The sequence below is a fragment of the Streptomyces peucetius genome, assembly GCF_025854275.1.
GTDB classification, from domain to species: Bacteria; Actinomycetota; Actinomycetes; order Streptomycetales; family Streptomycetaceae; genus Streptomyces; species Streptomyces peucetius_A.
In genome coordinates this window covers 7463030-7483973 of the sequence record NZ_CP107567.1, presented here as the reverse complement: position 1 = coordinate 7483973, position 20944 = coordinate 7463030, and the positions used below count along the sequence as shown (strand labels likewise).

Sequence of the window (20944 nt, the reverse complement as noted above, 5' to 3'; positions counted from 1 at the left end):
CCGGGTCTTGGACGCCCGCCGCCTGGGGCTGATCTTCTCTGTCCCATGAGCGAACACACGAACATGCGGCACGACGACGGACGGCGGACCTTCGTACGACGGACCCTGCTGCGCGGCGCGGCCGTGGGCGCGGCGGCTCCGCTGCTGCCGGCGGCGGCCGGCGCGGCGCAGGCCGCCCCGGACGCGGCACCGGTCGGCGCGGACGCGGCACCGGTCGGCTCGGCAGGGAGCGCGTCGGGCGCGGTACGCCCCGACGCTGCCACCCTGCGCTGGCTCGGCACGTCCGGCTGGCGCATCGGCGTCGGTGTCGGCGGCCGGACCGTTCTCTTCGACCCGTACATCACCCGCTTCCCGACCGGACTGTTCGGGCCGAAGGGCTTCGACCCGGACACCCGGCTGAGGAGCGACGAGGAGCTGGTGGCCCGGCACGCGGGCCGCCCCGAACTGGTGCTCGTCAGCCACACCCATTGGGACCATGTGGGCGACGTGCCCTGCATCGCGACGTCGACGGGCGCCCGGGTCATCGGCACGGAGACGACGTATCACGTGCTGCGGGCGCTCGGCGTGGACGCCGGGCAGATCAGTGTGGTGAAGGGCGGTGAGGTGCTCGACTTCGACGGTTTCACGGTCGAGGTGGTGGCCTCCCGGCACAGCCGCAACGCCAAGTGGTCCTACTTCGCGCCGGGCACGCTCCACGCCCCGCCGCGCCCGGCGCCTCGGACGGTCTCCGATCTCCCGGAGGGCGACACGCTCGCCTTCCAGGTGACCGTCGCCGACGGGCCCTCGTTCTTCCTCATGGGCGCGAGCGACTTCGACGAACGGTCCGCGGCCGGTCTGCGGCCCGACGTGCTGATGGCCGCGACGCCCTCGAGCCGGTCGACGCACCGCTATCTGCCACGGCTGCTGAGCACGCTCGGGAACCCGGGGACGGTCGTCCCCGTGCACTGGGACAACTTCGAGGAGCCTCTCAGCGCGCCGCCCCGAAGGGATCCGGCGATGGACCTCGACGCGTTCACCGCCGAGGTCCGCCGGCTGTCCCCCGCCTCCCGGATCGTCGTGCCCGACTACGCGACGGTGTACGGCGCCGATCTACGGCCTACCGCCTGACCTTCCGGGTCGCCCGCAGCCACTCCCGGTTCATCGCGGCGATGGACGGCAGCGGAATGCCCTTCGGGCAGGCGCTGGCGCACTCCCCGGTGAGGGTGCAGCCGCCGAAGCCCTCGTCGTCCATGGCCGCGACCATGTCGAGCACCCGGGTCTCCCGCTCGGGAGCCCCCTGGGGCAGCACGCCCAGGTGGTTGACCTTGGCCGAGGTGAAGAGCATCGCCGAGCCGTTGGGGCAGGCCGCCACGCAGGCTCCGCAGCCGATGCACTCGGCGTGCTCGAAGGCGAAGTCGGCGTCGGGCTTGGGCACGGGCGTGGCGTGGGCCTCGGGCGCCGAGCCGGTGGGGGCGCTGATCCAGCCGCCGGCCTGGATGATCCGGTCGAAGGAGGAGCGGTCCACCACGAGGTCCTTGACGACGGGGAAGGCCGAGGCCCGCCACGGTTCGACGTCGATGGTGTCGCCGTCGCGGAAGGAGCGCATGTGCAGCTGGCAGGTGGTGGTGCGTTCCGGACCGTGGGCGTCGCCGTTGATGACCAGGGAGCAGGCACCGCAGATGCCCTCGCGGCAGTCGTGGTCGAACGCGACGGGTTCCTCGCCGCGCAGGATGAGGTCCTCGTTGAGGGTGTCGAGCATCTCCAGGAAGGACATGTCCGGGGAGATGCCGTCGACCTCGTAGGTGGCCATGGCGCCTTCGGCGTCCGGGTTCTGCTGGCGCCAGACGCGCAGGTTGAGCTTCATGCGTAGCTCCGCTGGGTGGGGTGGACGTACTCGAAGACGAGGTCTTCCTTGTGGAGTTCCGGCGGCTCGCCGGTGCCCCGGAACTCCCAGGCCGCGGCGTAGCCGAACTCCTCGTCCTTGCGGGCGGCCTCGCCGTCGGGGGTCTGGGACTCCTCGCGGAAGTGGCCGCCGCAGGATTCGGCGCGGTGCAGGGCGTCGAGGCACATCAGCTCGGCGAGCTCCAGGTAGTCGACGACGCGGTTGGCCTTTTCCAGCGACTGGTTGAACTGGGCTCCGGTGCCCGGCACCTTGATCCGGCGCCAGAACTCCTCCCGGATCTGCGGGATCCGGTCCAGGGCCTTGCGCAGGCCCTCGTCGGTGCGCGCCATTCCGCAGAAGTCCCACATGAGTTCGCCGATCTCGCGGTGGAACGAGTCGGGCGTTCGGTCGCCGTCGACGGCCAGCAGCAGGTTGAGCCGGTCCTCGGTGTCGGCGACGGCCTCGGTGACCGCCGGATCGGAGGGGTCCACGGCGTCGAGGCCGCCGCGGGCGAGATAGTCGTTGATGGTGGACGGCAGGACGAAGTAGCCGTCGGCGAGTCCCTGCATGAGGGCGGAGGCGCCAAGCCGGTTGGCGCCGTGGTCGGAGAAGTTGGCCTCACCGATCGCGAAGAGGCCGGGGATCGTGGTCTGCAGGTCGTAGTCGACCCACAGCCCGCCCATCGTGTAGTGGACGGCGGGGTAGATCCGCATCGGGACCTCGTACGGGTTCTCCGCGGTGATCCGCTCGTACATCTCGAAGAGGTTGCCGTACTTCTCCTCGACCTTGGCCCTGCCCATCCGCGCGATGGCGTCGGCGAAGTCCAGGTAGACGCCCTCGCCGCCGGGGCCGACGCCACGCCCCTCGTCGCAGACGTTCTTCGCCGCCCGGGAGGCGATGTCGCGGGGGACGAGGTTGCCGAAGGAGGGGTAGATCCGCTCGAGGTAGTAGTCGCGTTCGTGCTCGGGGATCTCGTTCGGCGGCCGCTGGTCACCGCGTGCCCTGGGCACCCAGATGCGGCCGTCGTTGCGCAGCGACTCGCTCATCAGCGTGAGCTTGGACTGGTGGTCGCCGGTGCGCGGGATGCAGGTGGGGTGGATCTGGGTGAAGCACGGGTTGGCGAACCAGGCGCCGCGGCGGTGGGCCCGCCAGATCGCCGTGGCGTTGGAGTTCATGGCGTTCGTCGACAGGTAGAAGACGTTGCCGTAGCCGCCGCTGGCGAGCACCACCGCGTCGGCGAAGTACGTGGAGATCTCGCCGGTGACCAGGTCGCGGGCGACGATGCCGCGGGCCCGTCCGCCGACGACGATCAGGTCGAGCATCTCGGTGCGCGCGTGCATCGTCACCGTGCCGGCCGCGATCTGCCGGGAGAGCGCCTGGTAGGCGCCGAGCAGCAGTTGCTGGCCCGTCTGGCCGCGGGCGTAGAAGGTGCGGGAGACCTGGACGCCGCCGAAGGAGCGGGTGTCGAGCAGTCCCCCGTACTCGCGGGCGAACGGAACGCCCTGGGCGACGCACTGGTCGATGATCTCGACCGAGATCTCGGCGAGGCGGTGGACGTTCGACTCGCGGGCGCGGAAGTCGCCGCCCTTGACGGTGTCGTAGAAGAGCCGGTGGATCGAGTCGCCGTCGTTGCGGTAGTTCTTGGCGGCGTTGATCCCGCCCTGCGCGGCGATCGAGTGGGCCCGCCGCGGGGAGTCCTGGTAGCAGAACTGCTCGACGTGGTAGCCCTGTTCGGCGAGGGTGGCGCCTGCCGCGCCGCCCGCGAGGCCGGTGCCGACGACGATGACGGTGTGGCCGCGGCGGTTGGCCGGGTTGACCAGCTTCGCCTCGAAGCGGCGCTTGGCCCAGCGTTCGGCGACGGGTCCGGCGGGGGCCTTGGTGTCGGCGATCGGTGCGCCGGCCCGGTATTCGGCGTAACTCATGTCAGCTCACCACTCCGGTCATGACGGCGACGGGTACGGAGACGAAACCGGCGGTCAGCGCGAGCGCCAGGCCGTCGGCAGTGGCCCTGAGGGCGCGGTCACGGCGGGCGCTGCCTGTGCCGAGGGTCTGGGCGGCGCTCCAGAAGCCGTGCCGGACGTGCAGTCCGACGGCCAGCATGGCGACGATGTAGATCACGTTGCCGTACCAGGTGGAGAAGGTGTCCACGACGTTCTGGTACGGACGCCCTTCCTGGAAGCCGCCCGGATGGACGGTGCCGGTGGTCAGGTCGAGGATGTGCCAGACGATGAACAGAGCGAGGATGACGCCGCCCCAGCGCATGGTGCGGGTCGCGTAGCTCGCGCGGGGCCGCTTGTGCGCGTACGCGGTCGGCCGGGCCCTGATGTCGCGCCGGCTGAGCTGGTACGCGCTGACCGCGTGCGCGACGACGGCGGCGAGCAGCACGACGCGGACGATCCACAGGGCCCACGAGTGGTGCAGGACCGGGGCGCCCATGGTGCGCAGCCAGTGGCCGTAGGCGTTGAACTCCCCCGGTCCGAAGAAGATCTTGAGGTTGCCCATCACATGGGCGACCAGGTAGCCGAGCATGATCAGACCGCTGACGGCCATGACCGTCTTCTTGCCGACGGTCGAGCGCCAGAAGATGTGTGTCATGGACGGTTGTCGTTCCGTCCGCGTTGCCGAAGCCATGCGTCGACGCTAGGCCCGGTCGGCATCAGAGGTCCAAGACATGATCCGGCTGATGTCGATAGCGACAGCCTATCGAGCCGTTAGACTCGGGTCATGCAACTGCAGCAGCTGCGCTACTTCACCGCGGTCGCCGAGACCCTTCACTTCACCCGGGCCGCGGAGCGGGTCCATGTCTCCCAGCCGTCGCTCTCCCAGCAGATCCGGGCTCTGGAGCAGGAGCTGGGCGCCGATCTCTTCCGCCGTGCCCGGGGCAACATCGCCCTCACCGACGCCGGCGAGGCACTGCTCCCGCTCGCCCGCCGGATCCTCGCCGACACCGACACCGCCCGCCGCGAGGTGCAGGAGGTGGCCCAGCTGCGCCGCGGCCGGGTCCGGCTCGGTGCGACGCCGAGCCTGTGCACCGGTCTGCTGCCGCAGGTGCTGCGCACCTTTCACGATCTGCACCCGGGCATCGAGATCTTGGTCGAGGAGTCCGGCTCGCACGATCTCGTACGGGAGCTCGCGCGCGGCGCTCTCGACCTGGCGCTGGTGGTGCTGCCCCTGCCCTCCTCCTCGCCGGCGCTCAGCACCGTCGAACTGCTGCGGGAGGATCTGGTGGCGGTCTCCTCACCCGCCGCGCCCGCGCCGCCCGCTCCGCTGCGGATCTCCGATCTCGCGGGCGAACCGCTGGTGATGTTCCGGCACGGCTACGACCTGCGGGATCTGACGGTGGCCGCCTGCCGGGCCGAGGGGTTCGAGCCGTCGTTCACCGTGGAGGGCGGCGAGATGGACGCGGTGCTCGGGTTCGTCCGGGCGGGCCTCGGGGTCGCCGTGGTCCCCGCCATGGTGGCCGAGGGGGCCGGCGGCGACCTCCGCGTGACCCCGCTCGCGGGGCCGGGGCTGCGCAGGACGATCGGGCTCGCGCACCGCAGCGACGTCGCGCCGCCGCGGGCGGCCCGCGAGCTGCAGCGAGTGCTGCTGGACTCGCGGGCCGCCGGGAGACGTCAGACCGCGTCCGCCAGCACCAGGGTGTGAATCCGGTCGGGGGCTCCGGGCCGCGCGTAGTACCAGCCCTGGGCGGTGTCGCAGCCGATCTCCCGCAGCTGCTCCGCCTGCGCGGCGGTCTCCACGCCCTCGACCGTGACGGCCAGCTCCAGGCTGTGCGCCAGTGACACGATGCCCTCGACGATCTTGAGGTCGACGGGATCGGCGGGGTGGCGCTGCATGCCCTGCGTGAAGGAACGATCCAGCTTGAGGACGCTCACCGGCAGCCGGCGGAGGTTGGCGAGGTTGGAGTAGCCGGTCCCGAAGTCGTCGAGCGCTATGTCGACGCCCATCTCCGCCAGTTGCCGCAGCGGCCCCAGCCGTTCCTCGTCGGCGCCGATGAGCGCGGACTCCGTGACCTCCAGGCACAGCGCGCCCGGTTCGAGACCGGACCGCTCCAGTACGTCGACGGTGTCGGCCACCAGCCCGGGATGCTGGAGCTGGGCGGGCGAGAGGTTGACGTTGATCCGCAGCGGCCCCCCGTCGGTGTGCCGCCTGCTCCAGAACCGGGCCTGGCGTACGGCCTCCTGGAGCACCCAGCGTCCCAGCGGCACGATCAGCCCGGTGCGTTCCGCGAGCGGGATGAACCGGTCGGGACCGAGCACCCCGTGCTGCGGATGGCACCAGCGCACCAGGGCCTCCGCGCCGTGCACACTGCCGTCGCCGAGGTGGACCAGCGGCTGGTACTCGATGAAGAACTCGCCGCGCTCCAGGGCGGCGGGCAGCGCGTTGGTCAGCCCGTGCCGGGTGATGGCACGGGCATCGGCCTCCGGGTCGGCGATCTCGAAGCGGTTGCCGCCGGCGGACTTGGCCCGGTACATGGTGATGTCCGCGCTGCGCAGCACCTCGGCGCCGGTCCGTTCGCCCGCCGGTCCTTCGACGATGCCGATGCTGCCGCGCACCGTGAACTCCCGCCCGTCGACGCGGATCGGGGTGGCCAGGGCGTTCAGGATGCGGGTGGCGAGCTCGTCGACCTCGGCTTGCGTGTCGGGCCCGGTGGTCAGGGCGACGAACTCGTCGCCGCCGAGCCGGGCGACCATCTCGCCCGGTGCCGTGGCGCAGCTCTGCAGCCGGTCGGCGACCTCCACCAGCAGCCGGTCGCCGGTGGCGTGGCCGAGGCTGTCGTTGATGGTCTTGAATCCGTCGAGGTCGAGGTAGCACAGCCCGAAGCGGGTGCCGTTGCCGGCGCCGACGGCCTTCTCCAGCCGCTCGAAGAACAGCGTGCGGTTGGGCAGACCGGTCAGCGCGTCGTGCGTGGCCTCGTACCGCAGCCGCAGGTTGAGCAGCCGGCGCTCGGTGGTGTCCTCGAAGAGCGCCAGCTGGTACTGCGGCCGGCCGTCGGCGTCGCGCAACAGGGAGACGGTCAGATTGGTCCACAGCACGGTGCCGTCGTTGCGGTAGAACGGCTTCTCGACCCGGTAGTGCTCGCGCTCGCCCTTGACCAGCTCCCGGTAGAACTCCCACACGTGCGGCCGGTCCTCCGGGTGGGCCCAGTCGGTGACCTTGCGGCCGCGGACGTGGTTCTCCAGCCCGCCGAACATCTGCGTCAGCGTGTCGTTGACCTCTAGGACGTTGCCCTCGAGATCGGCGATGCCGATACCGATTGCGGCACCCTCGAACACCGCCCGGAAGCGGACCTCGGTGGCGTGCATGGCGTGCAGTGCCTCACTGCGGGCCAGCAGTGACGAGCGGGCGATGGACTCCTGCTCGGCCAGCGTGCGCTCGCGGAGCGCCTGGGCGAAGCCGGTGGCGAGGGCATGCTGCAGCCTGGCGCAGCGGGCCCTGCTCTCCTCCGCGCTCTGCTCGGGATCGCCGCAGTAGAGCACCAGGTACGCGTCGACCACGCCGAGGGTGCGGCCGAGGGCATCCGGGTCGGTGCAGTGCGCGCCGACGAGCGCGGCGCCCACCTGCTGGGCGACCTGGGCGGTGAACGGGCGGGCATGGAGCGCGTCGCTCAACACCCGTGCGAGCGGGAGCAGATGCTCTTCGAACTCGGGCCGGGTCAGCGACGTGGCGGTGGCGGGGAAGATGGCCCGGCTCCAGATCGTCGCGAACCGCCTGAGCCGGTCCTCCAGCACGCCCGGATGCCCCTCCGGCACGGCCGCCTCTGACGTTTGCCTCACGCCTTGCGCCCCACCCCGGCGAAGCCGGAGAAGGCATACGGATCCTCCTGGTCGACCGGCCCGTCCGGCCGCCAGTGCGGCATGGACACCAGCCCGGGTTCGACCATCTCGTACCCGTCGAAGAACCGGGCGATCTGCTCGCGCGAGCGCATCACCAGCGGGTTGCGGATGTCCCGGTACACCTCGACCGCGCCGCCCGCCCGCTCGGGCGGCACCGGAACGCCCTCGAAGGAGGCATGGGTGAGCACCAGCAGACTGCCCGGTGCCAGCGCGTCACGCAGCTCGGCCACCGCCACGTACGGGTCGTCCTCGTCCTCGAGGAAGTGGAGTACGGCGACGAGGAGCAGCGCCACCGGCCGTTCCAGGTCGAGCAGTGCGGCCTCGGGGCTGTCGAGGATCTGCCGGGGCCCCCGCAGATCGGCGGCGACGACGTCCGACTGCTCGTCGCCGTCGAGGACCGCGCGACTGTGCGCCACGGCCACCGGATCGTGGTCGACGTAGAGGACCCGTGCGTCGGGGGTGGCTTTGCGGGCGACCTCGTGGACGTTGCCGAAGGTCGGAATGCCGGAGCCGATGTCGAGGAACTGGGTGATGCCGGCGTCCACCGCGAATTCGACCGCGCGGCGCATGAAGGCCCGGTTCGCCTGCATGATCTTGGGGAGTCCCGGCATGAACTCCATGGCCTTGCGCGCGGCCGCCCTGTCGACCTCGAAATTGTGGGAGCCGCCCAGATAGAAGTCATAGATGCGGGACACGCTCGGCACCGAAATGTCGATGCCGTGCGGGGCCCAGGCGGGACGCTCCATCGATGTCTCCAACAAGTCGCCACGGGGGAGTTCGGCCGTGTTCATGGCCGGCGTTCGAGCCGAGGCTACTGATCGCCCGCCAAGAGGGCGAGCCCAAACGGAAATTAGCGGTCCGTTCTTGGTCACACCTGTTGGTCATCGGCCCGTGGCATCGGCCCTCGTCATAACCGCCCCGCACATGCGCCGGCCCGCCGTCACGCGCAAGGGCGTGAGGCGGGCCGACGCGGGCCGGAGGCGCGGCGTGGGGACTACTTGGGCGCTCCGACCGGCTTGCCCTCGGGCGAGACGGCGTACCACGTGCCGCCGACGCCCTGGCCGTTGGTGTCACCGGGCTCGGCGTCACCCTTGAAGGTGTAGATGGGCCAGCAGTCGATGGTCTGCTGCACGATCCCGTCGGGGCGGTCGAAGGTCACGAAGCCCTTCTTGAGGATGCCGACCGTGTCGTTCTTGTCGACGGGGGCCACCACCGGCCACTTCTCCAGACAGTCGCCGGTGCAGGCGGTCTTCATGGGCCAGGCGGAGTCCTTCATGAACCGGTAGACGGTCATGCCGTTCTTGTCGACCACGATCTCGCCGAGCTTCGGGTCCTTGCGGACGGAAAGGCCCGCGAGATCCGCCGGCTCGGCGGCGCCCTCGTCACCTCCTGCCGCGCCGTCCGCGCCCGGTGCGGCCTTCTTGCCGTCGGGGGCGGCCGCGTACCAGGTGCCGCCGATGCCCTGGCCCTTGACGTCGCCGGCCTTGGTGTCCTTGGCGTACCGGTACATCGGCCAGCCGTCGATGGTGAGTTGCTTGGTGCCGTCCGCCCTGGTGACCTCGCCGATCAGGGACGGGTCGACGCCGGGGGCGGCGGACGCGCCGCCGGCGGCCACGACGGGCCATGTCTTCGCGCAGTCGCCTTCGCAATTCGACTTCGGCGGGTTGGCGGTGTCCTTGTCGAACCGGTAGAGGGTGAGGCCCGCGCTGTCGGCGACGACCTTGCCGAGTTCCTTGCTCTCCCAGACCGCGAGCTGCCCGGCCGGCTTCGCGTCGGCCGCCTCGCCGCCGGCCGCCGAACCGTAACCGGCGTCGGAGCCGTAGCCGTTGCCGGGTTGTGCGGCCGGGTTGGCGGCACCGACCGCCTGACCATTGGGTGTCTCGGTGCCCTTGTCCTGACCGCACGCCGTCGTCAGCGCGAGTACGGCCGTCGCAGTCACCGCGAGCGAGGCGTTCCGCCAGGTGTTCATGTCCACTCCCGTGTTTCATCCATCCGGTCCGGCGCCCGGAGCGCGCCGTTCATGGCCCTAGGTACGGACGGGAGGGCGGCAGCTGTTCAACGGCATTCGAAGAAACTTCGGCGTCGCGGCCGCGAACGGTTGAAATCCCGCTTCCACCAGGTGAATTCCCCACAAGTGGCACCGCTGCGCAATTGGCTGGATCTCAACTGCCCCTTTGGGCACACCAGTCACTCGGTGTACCGGAATCGCTCCAGAGCGCCGATGACCTGGCCGCGCATCGCGGCGCTCCCCTTGTGCCCCGAGTCGTCCACGACCACCAGTTCGGCGTCCGTCCAGGCGCGGCTGAGTTCCCACGCGGTCTCGAGCGGCGAACTGAGATCCAGACGGCCGTGGAAGAGCGCTCCGGCAATTCCGTTCAGGCCGGCGGCGTCGCGCAGGAGCGCCCCTTCCTCCAGCCATGCTCCGTGCGCGAAGTAGTGAGCCGCGATCCGCACCAGCGCGATCCGCGCGTCCGAGGGCCGGCCGCTGTAGGGGGCCGGCCCGCCGTTCGGCTCCAGGGACAGCACGGCGTCCTCCCAGCGGCACCAGTCGCCGGCCGCCTTCTCCCGTACCGCCCGGTCGCCGCTCTCCATCAGAGCGGCGTACGCGGCCACGAGGTCACCGCCCCGCCCGGCCCCGGGCACGCCGGCCCGGAAGCGGTCCCACTGCTCGGGGAAGAAGCGGCCGACCCCTCGGTAGAGCCAGTCGATCTCCCGCCGCCGGGTGGTCGTGACGCCGTTGACCACGATCTGGGACACGCGCAGCGGATGGCGCTCGGCGTAGGCCAGCAGGAGCGTCGAGCCCCACGACCCGCCGTAGAGGAGCCAGCGTTCGATCCCGAGGTGTTCGCGCAACCGCTCCATGTCGGCGAGCAGATGGCCGGTGGTGTTGTGCCGCATGTCGACGGCGGGGTCGGCGGCGTGCGGTGTGCTGCGTCCGCAGCCGCGCTGGTCGAACAGCACGATCCGGTAGGCGCCGGGGTCGAAGTACCGCCGCATCCGCGGATTGCAGCCGGACCCCGGCCCGCCGTGCACGACGAGCGCCGGCTTGCCGCGCGGGTTTCCGCACACCTCCCAGTGGACGAGGTTCCCGTCGCCCACGTCGAGCGTCCCCTGCTCGTACGGCTCGATCGGCGGATACAGCTCTGCCATGGTCCGACGCCCTCCCTTGGCTCAACAGAAATACAACAGCGCTGTTACATTATCCTCGTGTCCTCCACCGCCCAAGCCCCCGGTTCCCAGGCCCCCTCCCCCGGTCCCGAGTTGCTCGGCTCCCGCCTGCGCCTTCTGCTGACCGAACTCGACGCCGGTGTCGCGGCCGTCTACGACGAACTGGGCCTCGAAGGCGTACGCCCCCGCTACGCGCCGGTCCTGCGCGCGCTGGCCGCCGACGGCCCGAGCTCGATCCGAAACCTGGCCGCGGCGACCGGCGTGACGCACTCGGCGGTGAGCCAGACGGTGGCCCACCTGGTCAAGGACGGGCTCGTGACCGTCGGCCCCGGCAGCGACGGGCGCCGGCGCATCGCGTCCCTCACCGCGCGGGCGCGGTCCCTGCTGCCCGCACTGGACGCCGAGTGGCGTGCGACGGCCGCGGCTGCCGCCGCCTTCGAGGCCGAACTCCCCTTCCCGCTGAGCGAGCTCATCGGCGAGGCCCTGGATGCCTTGCGGCGACGGCCCATGCGCGAGCGCATCCTGGACGCGGCACCCGATTCCACTTCGCCCCGGCGATGAAACGCCGACACGCCGGTCGTCTCGCCTGCCCGGATCAGCCAAATGACCCGTTTGCCCTACACCGATCGCGGGGGACACACACCGCTTTTAGCGTTTCGGTGATCGAGGTGCATTTTCCGACCCCTGCGGAAATCGTTCCGCGACTGCTCCTCGGGACCGGAGGACCACCATGCGCGCGATACGTGCCGCATCCGCCGCTCTGCTCGGAGCGGCCGCACTCGCAGTGACGGCGGCCCCCACGGCCATGGCCGTCAACAACACGCCGTACGACTTCAACGTCACGCCCTCGACCGTCGCGGCGGGCGGCCGGGTCACCCTGACCGCGGGCGGCTGCCCCAGCAACACCACTGTCACCTCCGCCGTGTTCGACACCGTGACCGTCCCCCGCAACGGTGCCGCGACAGCCGTCGTCGACTGGGACGCCAGGCCGGGCACCGTGTACACGGTGCAGTTCAACTGCATCGGACGGATCGGCACCCTGGACCTCAGGATTTCCGGTGGCACCTCCAGCCCCACCGCCAGTTCCACGAGGACCACCACCCCGCCCGCCGGCGTGCGCGGCGGTGTGGGCGGCAGCTTCGAAGGCATGAACACCGCGGAGATCGCCGCCGGTGGTGCCCTGGTCGCCGCCGCAGCCACCGCGACGGTACTCGTCGTGCGCCGGCGGTCGACCGGGCGCCGGCACTGATGGCCGCGTACGCCCGCCTCCCCCGTACACGCACATCCCCAGCGCCACCGCCACAGGCGCCGACCGTGCGACGGCGGCGGACGATGAACAGACTGCCGCCCACGGCCGCCGTGGCGACCAGACCCGCGCCGATCGCCATTTCGGCGTTTGTCGGGCCGATCGAACCGCCGAGACCGCCCTGTGCGCCGCGGCCGGGCAGCACGCGGAAGGAAGCCGTGGCGGTCTGCGGGTGGTCGTTGCACCTGACCGTCAGGCTGTAGTTCCCCGGAGTCGCGTTGTTGCGAACCCGGGCCCTGGCGACCGACTCGCCGGCCCTGCCACTACCGGCCTGGTCCCGGTCGTCCCTGTCATCACGGTTGTCACGGCCATCGCGGTTGTCACGGTCATCGCGGTTGTCACGGTCACCGCGGTCATCGCGGTTGTCGCGGTCGCCGCGGTTGTCGCGGTCATCGCGGTTGTCACGGTCATCACGGTTGTCACCGTCATCACGGTCACGGTCCCGGCTGGACAGCATGGCGTCCGGGAACGCGTTGGAGCTGACCACACCGCCACGGTGACAGCCGTCGACGGTGATGGTCAGGATGCCGCCCTGGTGGACCGAGGACGGGCTGACCTGAACGTTCCTCGGGCCGTCGCCGCCACCGGCAGCGGCCATGGGAGCGCACAGTCCGACGGCCGCGAAAGCGGTCACCGTCGCTGCGAGAGCGCGTGAGGCACGCATCGTTGAACCTCCAGAAGGAAGACGCCCCAAAGCGGCGCTCCGGGATGATCGACGAGTACGTCTTCCATGACGAACGATCACCGGCCGGTGCTTTCATCGCATTTCGGCCTTGGTCCACCCCGGTGAGCCGACACGCCGACGAAGCGCATCTCCACCTGACGGAGTCGCAGGTCACGGACCATCAGAAGTTTTATCGCCCCGAATACTCGGATGGGCCATCCCTGCTGGCGACGGCCACCCGTTCGCGCTTCCCCCCTCGCCGGAGCCCCGCACCCCGCTTAGCGTGCCCACAAGCGCGCGAAGGGAGAACCATGGGGCAGGACAGGTACGGCTGGGAGCCGAGGAGGCGCTCGCCCTGGGGCGTACTGGCTCTGGCGATGCTCACCGGCATCGCCCTCGTCAAGAACGGAGTGGACGTCGGCCTCGGCCCGCCGCAGCCCGCGGCGGCCGCCTCGCACGCCAGTGCGGGCGAGGTTTTCCTTCCCGTACCGCTGGAGCCGCTGCCGTACGCGGCGGCCAAGCGGGTGCGCATCCCGGCCATCGAGGTCGACGCCCCGATCGTGAACGTCGGCCTGGACCAGGACGGCTGGGTCGCGGCACCGGCGCCGCAGGATCCCAACCTGGCCGGCTGGTACCAGAACGGCATCTCCCCCGGCGAGCGTGGCACCGCCGTCATCGTGGGGCACGTCGACAACCAGGCCGGCCCCGCCGTGTTCTACGGCCTCGGCTCCGTCAAGACGGGCCACCGGATCGAGGTGCCCCGCTTCGACGGCCGCGTCGCCGTCTTCGAGGTGTACGGCGTGGAGGTCTTCTCCAAGCACGACTTCCCCGGCGTCCGGGTGTACGCCGACACGGGCCAGCCGGAGTTGCGGGTGATCACCTGCGGCGGCGGATACTCCCAGGCGGACGGCTACGACGGCAACGTCGTCGTCTTCGCCCACATGGTCGAGGTCGTCTGAGGAGGCGTCAGCGGCGCGGAACCGTGATCCGGTAGCCCTCGTCGAGCAGCTCCGGCAGATAGCGGCGCAGTGCCGCCACGCTCTGCGACCGGTTCCCGCCCGCATCGTGCGAGAGCACGACCACGCCGGGGGCCGCCCCGCGCAGCACCCGCCGGACGATGGTGGAGGTCCCCGGCCGCGTCCAGTCGAGGGTGTCGAGCGTCCAGCCGAGCGGCTCCATGCCGAGTTCCGCGCCGATCTCGAACGAGTGCTTGTTCCAGGCGCCGTAGGGCGCGCGGTACCACAGTGGTGCCTCGCCGAGGGATTTCTCGATCACCTCGCTGGTGCGGCCCAGCTGGTCGCGGATCCTGGAGGGCGGCAACTTCGGGACCAGCGGGTGCGACCAGGTGTGGTTGCCGACCACATGGCCGTCGTCGGCCATCTCGCGCAGCAGGTCGCGGTTGTCGGTCGCCATCTCGCCGCACACGAAGAACATGGCCCGCACCCCGTACTCGCGCAGGATGCCGAGGATGTCCGGGGTGTAGCGGGGGTCGGGGCCGTCGTCGAAGGTGAGCACCATGGCGCGGCCCATGTCCGGGATCTCCAGGAAGGGCCGCCGGCGCACCGGCGGCCTGGCACGCCGCAGGGCCGGCGCCGCGTACGCCGCCAGGGGCCGCAGCCGGTAGGAGGTGGCCTTCGGCGGACGAACGGCGGCCTGCGGGCCCGCGGCCGCCCCTCCTGCGGGCCCGCGTCCCGGGGTCTCGGCCCGCTCACCGACGAGCAGGCTTCCGGCGGCGGTGGCGCCGAGGCACGCGGCGATACGGAGCACCGAGCGACGGCCGGGAGGCAGTTGATCCTTCTTCATGGGCCACTGCTCGCACGACCACCGCCGTCATCGACTGATCAACACCGGTTGTACCGGTGAATGCACCTGATGGGAGCAGCGCGCGGGCAGGCGGTACTCCTCGCTCGGAGGGCGGCGTCCGGTGGGCGGCCGGCCAGGAGCCGATACCCTCGGAAGTGTGACGGAGCACGACCCGCCCCAGGAGTTCGAACGGGGCACCGACGGCCCCAAGGTGATCGTCGCCGGTCTCGACGGCTCGGAGTCGTCGCTGCGCGCCGCGGCGTACGCCGCCGGTCTCGCCCGGCGGCAGAACGCGCTGCTCGCGATCGTCTATGTGCAGCCGGTGATTCCGGCGGGGGCGGCCCTGGGCATGCCGGTCCCGGACCTGACCGGGGAGATCGCCGAGGGGCTGGTGGAGGAGGTACGGGCGGCGGCCGAGCGGTTGCGGGGCATCTGGGACGTCCGCTGGGAGTTCCACACCTTCCGCGGGGACCCGTACGCCGGGCTGGTCGCGGCGGCGGACGAATTGCGGGCGGACGCCGTGGTGGTGGGCGCGTCCGAGTCGGCCGGGCACCGGTTCGTCGGCTCGGTCGCGGTACGGCTGGTGAAGGCCGGACGGTGGCCGGTGACGGTGGTTCCGTAGGCGCTCGCTCAGCGGCCCTTGGTGAGACCGTCCGCTGCCGCACCACGGCTGAGGACAGCGTCGGTCACCGCCTTCTCGGCCTCGGCGTAGTCGGCGCGCGGGCCTTCGCGGCGCATCGCCTCCGGCAGGTTGACGACCCGGCCCGCGGCGGTGTCCATCCACTGGGGGATGTACTCGGCCTTCGTGACGTCCCACCGGCCCCCGGGCGTGGCGGGGGGCGAGAAGGTGAAGCGGGCGAGGGAGCCCTGGTTGCCCCGGGGGTCCTGCTCGCCCCAGTGGTTGATCATGTCGCCGGCGATCTGGTCGCCCATGCCGTAGACGATCCAGGTGCCGTTGACCTTCTCGTACGCCTGGGGGACGTGGGCGTGGGTACCGAGGATCAGGTCGATGTCGGGGCGCCCGCCGGTCGTGGACGCGGTGAGGGACCGGCCGAGGTCCAGCTGCTGCCGGTCGGGCTCGGTCTGCCATTCCGTGCCCCAGTGGAGGCTGACGATGACGACGTCGGCCCCGGCGTTCCTGGCCTCGCGGGCGCCGGCGACGATCTGCTGCTCGTCGATGAGGTCGACGGCCCAGGGCTGGCCTTCGGGGAGCGGGATGTCGTTGGTGCCGTAGGTGTAGGCGAGGTGGGCCACCTTGGCGCCGGCGGCCGTGAGCCAGGCCGGTCGGTCCGCCTCCTGAGGGGTGCGCGCTGAGCCGGCGTGCCGGATGCCCGCCCGGTCGAGGGCGTCCAGGGTGCGGCGTACTCCGGCGGCGCCGTCGTCGAGCGTGTGGTTGGAGGCGGTGGAGCACGAGTCGTAGCCGGTGTGGGCGAGTGCGGTGGCGATCTCGGGTGGCGATTTGAAGCTCGGATAGCCGGTGTAGTTCCCGTTCTCCCCGTAGACGGTCTCCATGTGGCAGACGGCGATGTCGGCGCGGGAGACGACCGGGCCCACCCCGGCGAGCATGGGGCGGAAGTCGTAGCCGTGGCCGCCGGCGTCCAGCCTGGCCTGGTCGATGATCGAGTCGTGCGGCAGGACGTCGCCGCTGGCCACCAGGGTGAAGCCGCGGGGCTCGGAGGCGGCGCCGGGGGCCGCGGAGGGTCCGGCGCCTGTGGAGCCGGGCCGGGGCGCCGCCGGGTGGCCGGGGTCGTGTCCGGCACAGCCCGCGGCTCCTGCGAGCAGGACGGCGCAGACGGCCGCCGTGGCCCGTGGCGCGGATCGCGCGTGTGGCATCGTCGACCAGCCTCCCGATTTGCACGATTAACGGAATATCGGATGAATTGAATCCACAGGGGAGGACGTGCCGAGTCAAGCGACACAGCCGATCCGGTCGCTGCAACGGACCCGCGCATTCCACCGACCCCGGCGGCCCGGTCGACCGCTCACCGCACCACTCGCCGCTGGTTGCGACCGTTCGCCGACAGACCGCGGCACGCCGTCTGTCGCTGTGCGCCGGGATGCGTTCGTATACGCCACGTGTCAGCGGACCTCTGCGGAGAAAGGGTGTAGGCGATGGCGACGGCGACCGCGACGACCGACGAGCAGGCCATGGCGGAGCTGCAGCGGGAGCACGGCCCCGCGCTGCTGAACTTTCTGCTGGGCCTGACCTACGGGGACCAGCAGCGCGCCGAGGACCTGCTGCAGGAGACGCTGGTACGGGCCTGGCAGCACCCCGAGGCGTTCGACGCCCCGTACGAGTCCATGCGCCCCTGGCTGTTCACCGTAGGACGCCGCCTCGCCATCGACGCCCGGCGCTCCCGGATGGCCCGGCCCACCGAGATCGGCGACGGGGTGCTGGCCACCACGCCCGACCCGGCGGACGTCACCGAGAGTGCGGTCGCCGCCCTGGACGTGCGTGCCGCGGTCGGCTCGCTGAGCCCCGAGCACCGCGCCGTGCTCGTCCAGATCTACTTCCACGGGCTGAGCGTCAACGAGGCCGCGCAGGCCCTCGGCATCCCGCCGGGCACCGTCAAGTCGCGTTCGTACTACGCGCTGCGCGCCCTCGCCCGCTGTCTGCCGGGGTACAGCAGGCGCGCCGCCACGTCCGCCCCGGGAGCCACGGTGATGGCCGCCTCCCCCACCGGTGGTCGCCGCCGGGCGGTCGTTTGCGAAACGTCACGGGCGAGTTGAGCAAACAGGCCCACTCCACCGTGTCTGTCGGTGGAGGCTCGTCGTCGAGAAGCGAATCCAGTCGTACGGGAGAGGGTGGGGAACGTGCAGCCCGGGAGTACGAACGGCACCAGCGGAGGCGGTATCGCCGTCCCCATGGCGTGGCTGTGCGCCGAATACACCGCGGACGAGATGCTGCGCACCGCCGCCCTGGTGGAGCCCGACTCGCTGGAGTTCCGGGCCGGCCGGCAGGCGCTCGCCCTCACCATCCATCTGTGCGACGGTGCCGACCCGTTCTCCGGTGCGTCACCGGCGGCCCAGGTCGACGAGTGGCTGACCGTCACCTCGTACGGACACCCCTGGCCGCAGTGGGTGCAAGGCCGGCTCGCCGACCGTACGGCACGGGAGCGGCACGGCGGCGAGGACCCCGACCTCGCGCTCGCCTCGGACGCCTGGCGCCTGCTGCGCGACACGGAACTGCTCGCCACCGACCTCACGGGTTTGGAGCCCTGGCACCCCTCCCGTCCCGCGGACGTCCCTCCCGACGAGGCGGCGCAGGTCTGGATGCCCGCCTGGGAGCTCGGTCTGCCCCTCGGTCACCTGGCGATCCACCTGTGGTGAACCTCCCCGCGGGGATCAGCTCAGGGCCGCGGACCCGCCGAGGAGTGGACGCCCGCCCGGTACTTGGGGATACGGACGGTGATCTTCATCCCGGCGCCGACGGCGGTCTCGATGACCAGCCCGTAGTCGTCCCCGTACACCTGGCGCAGCCGCTCGTCGACGTTGCTCAGGCCGATGCCCGAGGACGTGGTGCGCTCACCGGCGAGGATGGCGCGCAGCACCTGCGGGTCCATGCCCACGCCGTCGTCCTCGACCGTCACCACCGCCTCGGCGCCCGCGTCCTGGGCGGCGATCGTGACCCGGCAGACGTTCCTGGAGTCCTCGAGGCCGTGCTTGACGGCGTTCTCGACCAGGGGCTGGAGGCACAGGAAGGGCAGGGTGACCGGCAGGACCTCCGGGGCGACCTGGAGCGTGACCTTGAGCCGGTCGCCGAAGCGGGCCCCGGCGAGGGCCAGGTACTGCTCGATGGAGCGCAGTTCGTCGGCGAGCTGGGTGAACTCGCCGTGCCGCCGGAACGAGTAGCGCGTGAAGTCGGCGAACTCGAGCAGCAGTTCACGGGCCCGCTCCGGATCGGTGCGGACGAACGACGCGATCGCGGCCAGCGAGTTGAAGATGAAGTGCGGGGAGATCTGTGCCCGCAGGGCCCGGATCTCCGCCTCGATCAACCGGGTGCGGGACCGGTCCAGCTCGGCCAGCTCCAGCTGCACGGAGACCCAGCGGGCCACCTCGGTGGCCGCCCGCACCAGTACGGCCGACTCCCGGGAGCCGTAGGCGACCAGCGCGCCCAGCACGCCTTCCTCGCCGGTCAGCGGTGCGATGACGACCCAGCGCAGCGGGCAGTCCAGCTCGTCGCACTCGGCGTGGACACTTCTGCTGCGCCCCGAGTCGAGCACCTCCGCCACCAGCGCCATCACCTGCTGCCGGTGGCGGTCGGCGCCGGGCCCGTCCCAGGCGAGGACCCCTTCCTGGTCCGTGAGGCACAGGGCCTCCGTCCCCAGCAGCGGGCGCAGCCGGCGGGCGGCCTTGCGCGCTGTGTCCTCGGTGAGGCCCGCCCGCAGCGGCGGCGCGGCGAGGGACGCGGTGTGCAGGGTGTGGAAGGTGGCGCGTTCGACGGGCGTACCGAGGTCCAGGTCCGGGCGGTCAGCGCCGCGTCCGGCCGTCAGCCGGCCGATCACCGCGCCGAGGGCCAGCAGCAGGATGCCCACCACGGCCAGTGCGGCCATGCCCGTCCCGGTCATCGTGGTGCTCCTTCGTGCTGCGGCCGGCCCACCAGACCCTCCGGCAGATGAAGCCGGGCCAGGGTCGCGGCGGCTCCGGCCGGTATGTGGCGGCGGGTGGCCAGGGACACCCCGATCATGGTCAGGAAGCCGAGCGGCACCGACCAGACGGCGGGCCAGGCCATGAGCGTGTGCGTCCAGCCCTCCGGTGCCAGGCCGGTCCGGGTGGCCATCACCGCGGTCAGTGCCGCGCCGCCGCCGACGACGAGACCGGCTGTCGCGCCGGGCGGGGTGAGCCCGCGCCACCAGATGCCGAGGATCAGCAGCGGACAGAACGACGAGGCGGAGACGGCGAAGGCGAGCCCGACCGCATCGGCGACCGGCACCTTCGTCGCCACCACGCTCAGGGCGAGCGGCGCGGTCATCGCGAGCAGGGTCGCGAGCCGGAAGTGCCGCACACCGCGCGAGGGCAGCACGTCCTGGGTGAGCACTCCGGCCACGGACATGGTGAGGCCGGAGGCGGTGGACAGGAAGGCGGCGAAGGCGCCGCCGGCGAGCAGTGCGCCGAGCAGTTCGCCGGCGAGCCCGCCCACGATCCGGTCGGGCAGCACCAGTACGGCGGCGTCGGCGGCGCCGGTGAGCGCCAGCTCCGGTGCGTAGATGCGGCCCAGCGCGCCGTAGACCGGCGGGAGCAGGTAGAAGGCGCCGATCAGCCCCAGCACGACCAGCGTGGTGCGGCGGGCGGCCCGGCCGTTGGGGCTGGTGTAGAAGCGGACGGCGACATGGGGCAGGCCCATGGTGCCGAGGAAGGTCGCGAGGATCAGCCCGTACGTCGCGTACAGCCGGTGGCCGTCCCGGCCGCCGGACAGCGGCTGCGACCAGCTGAACGGGTCGGTGCCCTCGGTGGTCCGCCGGGGCACCTCCGCGCCCTTCGGGAAGCCCAGCGTCGTGCCCGCCTCGATCCGGTGCGTTCCCTCCTCCAGGGCGACGGGACGGTCCTGGTGCCGCACGCCGTCGACCGTGCCGGAGACGGTGAGCGTCAGCGGCGCGTCCACATCGACACGGACCGTGTCGTCGATGCGTACGGCCGTGTGCTTCTGGAAGACGGCGGGCGCGTCGAACCGGGCACGCGGGGCGTCGTCGCCGAACCACGCCCCGACGAGGAACAGCGCCGGCACCAGCAGGGCCGTGAGCTTCAGCCAGTACTGGAAGGCCTGGACGAAGGTGATGCTGCGCATGCCGCCGGCGGCGACGGCACCGGTGACGACCAGGGCGACGACGACGCTGCCGACCCAGTCCGGCCCACCGGTGAGGATCTGCAGGGTCAGGCCGGCGCCCTGCAGTTGCGGCAGCAGGTAAAGCCAGCCGATGCCGACGACGAAGAGGCTGGCCAGCCTGCGCACCTGCGCCGATTCGAGACGGGCCTCCGCGAAGTCGGAGAGCGTGTACGCGCCCGAGCGGCGCAGCGGGGCGGCGACGAGCACCAGGAGGACCAGATAGCCGGCCGTGTAGCCGACCGGGTACCAGAGCATGTCCGGGCCCTGGAGGAGCACCAGCCCCGCGATGCCCAGGAAGGACGCCGCGGAAAGGTACTCGCCGCTGATGGCGGCCGCGTTCAGCGCGGGTTTGACGGTGCGGGAGGCGACGTAGAAGTCGGAGGTGGTGCGGGATATGCGCAGGCCGAGCGCGCCGACGAGCACGGTGGCGAGCACCACGACGGTGACGGCGGCCACCGCGTAGGTCTGGTTCACGTGGCTT

20 protein-coding genes are annotated in these 20944 nt (G+C 71.6%); 9 read left to right on the top strand and 11 right to left on the bottom strand.

Annotated elements, in window-relative coordinates:
- Positions 1-45: 45 nt before the first annotated feature.
- Complete coding sequence (locus OGH68_RS33760) at positions 46-1107, top strand: MBL fold metallo-hydrolase (RefSeq protein WP_264249288.1); 1062 nt, start codon at positions 46-48, stop codon at positions 1105-1107.
- On the opposite strand, the gene OGH68_RS33755 is transcribed toward OGH68_RS33760, so the two are convergent.
- From OGH68_RS33755 to OGH68_RS33745, 3 genes are read right to left on the bottom strand one after another with little or no spacing between them, the layout of a single operon-like run.
- On the bottom strand, positions 1097-1843 hold the full coding sequence (locus OGH68_RS33755; protein WP_264249286.1) for a succinate dehydrogenase/fumarate reductase iron-sulfur subunit: 747 nt from the start codon (positions 1841-1843) through the stop codon (positions 1097-1099). The genes OGH68_RS33760 and OGH68_RS33755 overlap by 11 nt on opposite strands.
- Complete coding sequence (locus OGH68_RS33750; protein WP_264249285.1) at positions 1840-3783, bottom strand: fumarate reductase/succinate dehydrogenase flavoprotein subunit; 1944 nt, start codon at positions 3781-3783, stop codon at positions 1840-1842. Before OGH68_RS33750 ends, OGH68_RS33755 begins: the two co-directional genes overlap by 4 nt.
- Position 3784: 1 nt before the next feature.
- Positions 3785-4492: a succinate dehydrogenase gene (locus OGH68_RS33745; RefSeq protein WP_264249283.1), complete on the bottom strand. Its 708-nt coding sequence runs from the start codon at positions 4490-4492 to the stop codon at positions 3785-3787.
- 93 nt (positions 4493-4585) lie between these two features.
- Between OGH68_RS33745 and OGH68_RS33740 the strand changes: the two genes are divergently transcribed.
- On the top strand, positions 4586-5506 hold the full coding sequence (locus OGH68_RS33740) for a LysR family transcriptional regulator (RefSeq protein ID WP_264249282.1): 921 nt from the start codon (positions 4586-4588) through the stop codon (positions 5504-5506).
- Here OGH68_RS33740 and OGH68_RS33735 read toward each other — a convergent pair.
- From OGH68_RS33735 to pip, 4 genes are all read right to left on the bottom strand, one after another.
- Positions 5476-7638 carry a putative bifunctional diguanylate cyclase/phosphodiesterase gene (locus OGH68_RS33735; RefSeq protein WP_264249281.1) on the bottom strand — a complete coding sequence of 721 codons (2163 nt, stop codon included), beginning with the start codon at positions 7636-7638 and terminating at the stop codon, positions 5476-5478. The two genes, OGH68_RS33740 and OGH68_RS33735, sit on opposite strands and share 31 nt — an antisense overlap.
- On the bottom strand, positions 7635-8444 hold the full coding sequence (locus OGH68_RS33730) for an SAM-dependent methyltransferase (RefSeq protein WP_264249280.1): 810 nt from the start codon (positions 8442-8444) through the stop codon (positions 7635-7637). Before OGH68_RS33730 ends, OGH68_RS33735 begins: the two co-directional genes overlap by 4 nt.
- Positions 8445-8692: 248 nt before the next feature.
- Positions 8693-9667: an SCO0930 family lipoprotein gene (locus OGH68_RS33725; protein WP_264249279.1), complete on the bottom strand. Its 975-nt coding sequence runs from the start codon at positions 9665-9667 to the stop codon at positions 8693-8695.
- Between the two features lie 218 nt (positions 9668-9885).
- Positions 9886-10848 carry a prolyl aminopeptidase gene (gene pip, locus OGH68_RS33720; protein ID WP_264249278.1) on the bottom strand — a complete coding sequence of 321 codons (963 nt, stop codon included), beginning with the start codon at positions 10846-10848 and terminating at the stop codon, positions 9886-9888.
- Between the two features lie 57 nt (positions 10849-10905).
- On the opposite strand from pip, the gene OGH68_RS33715 reads away from it, so the two are divergent.
- The 4 genes from OGH68_RS33715 to OGH68_RS33700 all read left to right on the top strand — a co-directional run bounded on the left by OGH68_RS33715 (position 10906) and on the right by OGH68_RS33700 (position 13795).
- The gene (locus OGH68_RS33715; RefSeq protein WP_264249275.1) at positions 10906-11427 is read left to right on the top strand and encodes a MarR family winged helix-turn-helix transcriptional regulator; all 522 of its coding nucleotides are present in this window, start codon (positions 10906-10908) and stop codon (positions 11425-11427) included.
- A 169-nt stretch (positions 11428-11596) separates the two neighbouring features.
- Positions 11597-12115 (top strand): hypothetical protein, encoded by a 519-nt coding sequence (locus OGH68_RS33710; RefSeq protein WP_264249274.1) that lies wholly within the window; start codon positions 11597-11599, stop codon positions 12113-12115.
- Between the two features lie 229 nt (positions 12116-12344).
- Positions 12345-12827, top strand: coding sequence for a hypothetical protein (locus OGH68_RS33705; protein ID WP_264249273.1), 483 nt, complete (start codon positions 12345-12347; stop codon positions 12825-12827).
- 320 nt (positions 12828-13147) lie between these two features.
- Positions 13148-13795: a class F sortase gene (locus OGH68_RS33700; protein WP_264249272.1), complete on the top strand. Its 648-nt coding sequence runs from the start codon at positions 13148-13150 to the stop codon at positions 13793-13795.
- A 7-nt stretch (positions 13796-13802) separates the two neighbouring features.
- Here the strand turns inward: OGH68_RS33700 and OGH68_RS33695 are convergent, their stop codons facing one another.
- Complete coding sequence (locus OGH68_RS33695) at positions 13803-14639, bottom strand: polysaccharide deacetylase family protein (RefSeq protein WP_264249271.1); 837 nt, start codon at positions 14637-14639, stop codon at positions 13803-13805.
- A 157-nt stretch (positions 14640-14796) separates the two neighbouring features.
- Here OGH68_RS33695 and OGH68_RS33690 point away from each other — a divergent pair, with 157 nt between their 5' ends.
- The gene (locus tag OGH68_RS33690) at positions 14797-15261 is read left to right on the top strand and encodes a universal stress protein (RefSeq protein ID WP_264249269.1); all 465 of its coding nucleotides are present in this window, start codon (positions 14797-14799) and stop codon (positions 15259-15261) included.
- Positions 15262-15269: 8 nt separating this feature from the next.
- Here the strand turns inward: OGH68_RS33690 and OGH68_RS33685 are convergent, their stop codons facing one another.
- Positions 15270-16472 carry a CapA family protein gene (locus tag OGH68_RS33685; protein WP_264249268.1) on the bottom strand — a complete coding sequence of 401 codons (1203 nt, stop codon included), beginning with the start codon at positions 16470-16472 and terminating at the stop codon, positions 15270-15272.
- A gap of 279 nt (positions 16473-16751) precedes the next feature.
- On the opposite strand from OGH68_RS33685, the gene OGH68_RS33680 reads away from it, so the two are divergent.
- Positions 16752-17369, top strand: a complete 618-nt coding sequence (locus OGH68_RS33680; protein ID WP_264249266.1) for a sigma-70 family RNA polymerase sigma factor — start codon at positions 16752-16754, stop codon at positions 17367-17369.
- A gap of 84 nt (positions 17370-17453) precedes the next feature.
- Positions 17454-17969, top strand: a complete 516-nt coding sequence (locus OGH68_RS33675; RefSeq protein ID WP_264249265.1) for a hypothetical protein — start codon at positions 17454-17456, stop codon at positions 17967-17969.
- Between the two features lie 20 nt (positions 17970-17989).
- Here the strand turns inward: OGH68_RS33675 and OGH68_RS33670 are convergent, their stop codons facing one another.
- Together OGH68_RS33670 and OGH68_RS33665 are read right to left on the bottom strand one after the other, a co-directional pair.
- Positions 17990-19207, bottom strand: coding sequence for a sensor histidine kinase (locus OGH68_RS33670; protein WP_264249263.1), 1218 nt, complete (start codon positions 19205-19207; stop codon positions 17990-17992).
- Complete coding sequence (locus OGH68_RS33665) at positions 19204-20937, bottom strand: cation acetate symporter (RefSeq protein WP_264249261.1); 1734 nt, start codon at positions 20935-20937, stop codon at positions 19204-19206. Before OGH68_RS33665 ends, OGH68_RS33670 begins: the two co-directional genes overlap by 4 nt.
- Between the last annotated feature and the right edge of the window lie 7 nt (positions 20938-20944).

Coding starts and splice junctions, on each gene's coding strand:
- OGH68_RS33760 (WP_264249288.1), top strand. CDS start 46: ATGAGCGAACACACGAACATGCGGCACGACGACGGACGGCGGACCTTC.
- OGH68_RS33695 (WP_264249271.1), bottom strand. CDS start 14,639: ATGAAGAAGGATCAACTGCCTCCCGGCCGTCGCTCGGTGCTCCGTATC.
- OGH68_RS33680 (WP_264249266.1), top strand. CDS start 16,752: ATGGCGACGGCGACCGCGACGACCGACGAGCAGGCCATGGCGGAGCTG.
- OGH68_RS33755 (WP_264249286.1), bottom strand. CDS start 1,843: ATGAAGCTCAACCTGCGCGTCTGGCGCCAGCAGAACCCGGACGCCGAA.
- OGH68_RS33750 (WP_264249285.1), bottom strand. CDS start 3,783: ATGAGTTACGCCGAATACCGGGCCGGCGCACCGATCGCCGACACCAAG.
- OGH68_RS33685 (WP_264249268.1), bottom strand. CDS start 16,472: ATGCCACACGCGCGATCCGCGCCACGGGCCACGGCGGCCGTCTGCGCC.
- OGH68_RS33670 (WP_264249263.1), bottom strand. CDS start 19,207: ATGACCGGGACGGGCATGGCCGCACTGGCCGTGGTGGGCATCCTGCTG.
- OGH68_RS33700 (WP_264249272.1), top strand. CDS start 13,148: ATGGGGCAGGACAGGTACGGCTGGGAGCCGAGGAGGCGCTCGCCCTGG.
- OGH68_RS33730 (WP_264249280.1), bottom strand. CDS start 8,444: ATGGAGCGTCCCGCCTGGGCCCCGCACGGCATCGACATTTCGGTGCCG.
- OGH68_RS33740 (WP_264249282.1), top strand. CDS start 4,586: ATGCAACTGCAGCAGCTGCGCTACTTCACCGCGGTCGCCGAGACCCTT.
- pip (WP_264249278.1), bottom strand. CDS start 10,848: ATGGCAGAGCTGTATCCGCCGATCGAGCCGTACGAGCAGGGGACGCTC.
- OGH68_RS33710 (WP_264249274.1), top strand. CDS start 11,597: ATGCGCGCGATACGTGCCGCATCCGCCGCTCTGCTCGGAGCGGCCGCA.
- OGH68_RS33745 (WP_264249283.1), bottom strand. CDS start 4,492: ATGGCTTCGGCAACGCGGACGGAACGACAACCGTCCATGACACACATC.
- OGH68_RS33725 (WP_264249279.1), bottom strand. CDS start 9,667: ATGAACACCTGGCGGAACGCCTCGCTCGCGGTGACTGCGACGGCCGTA.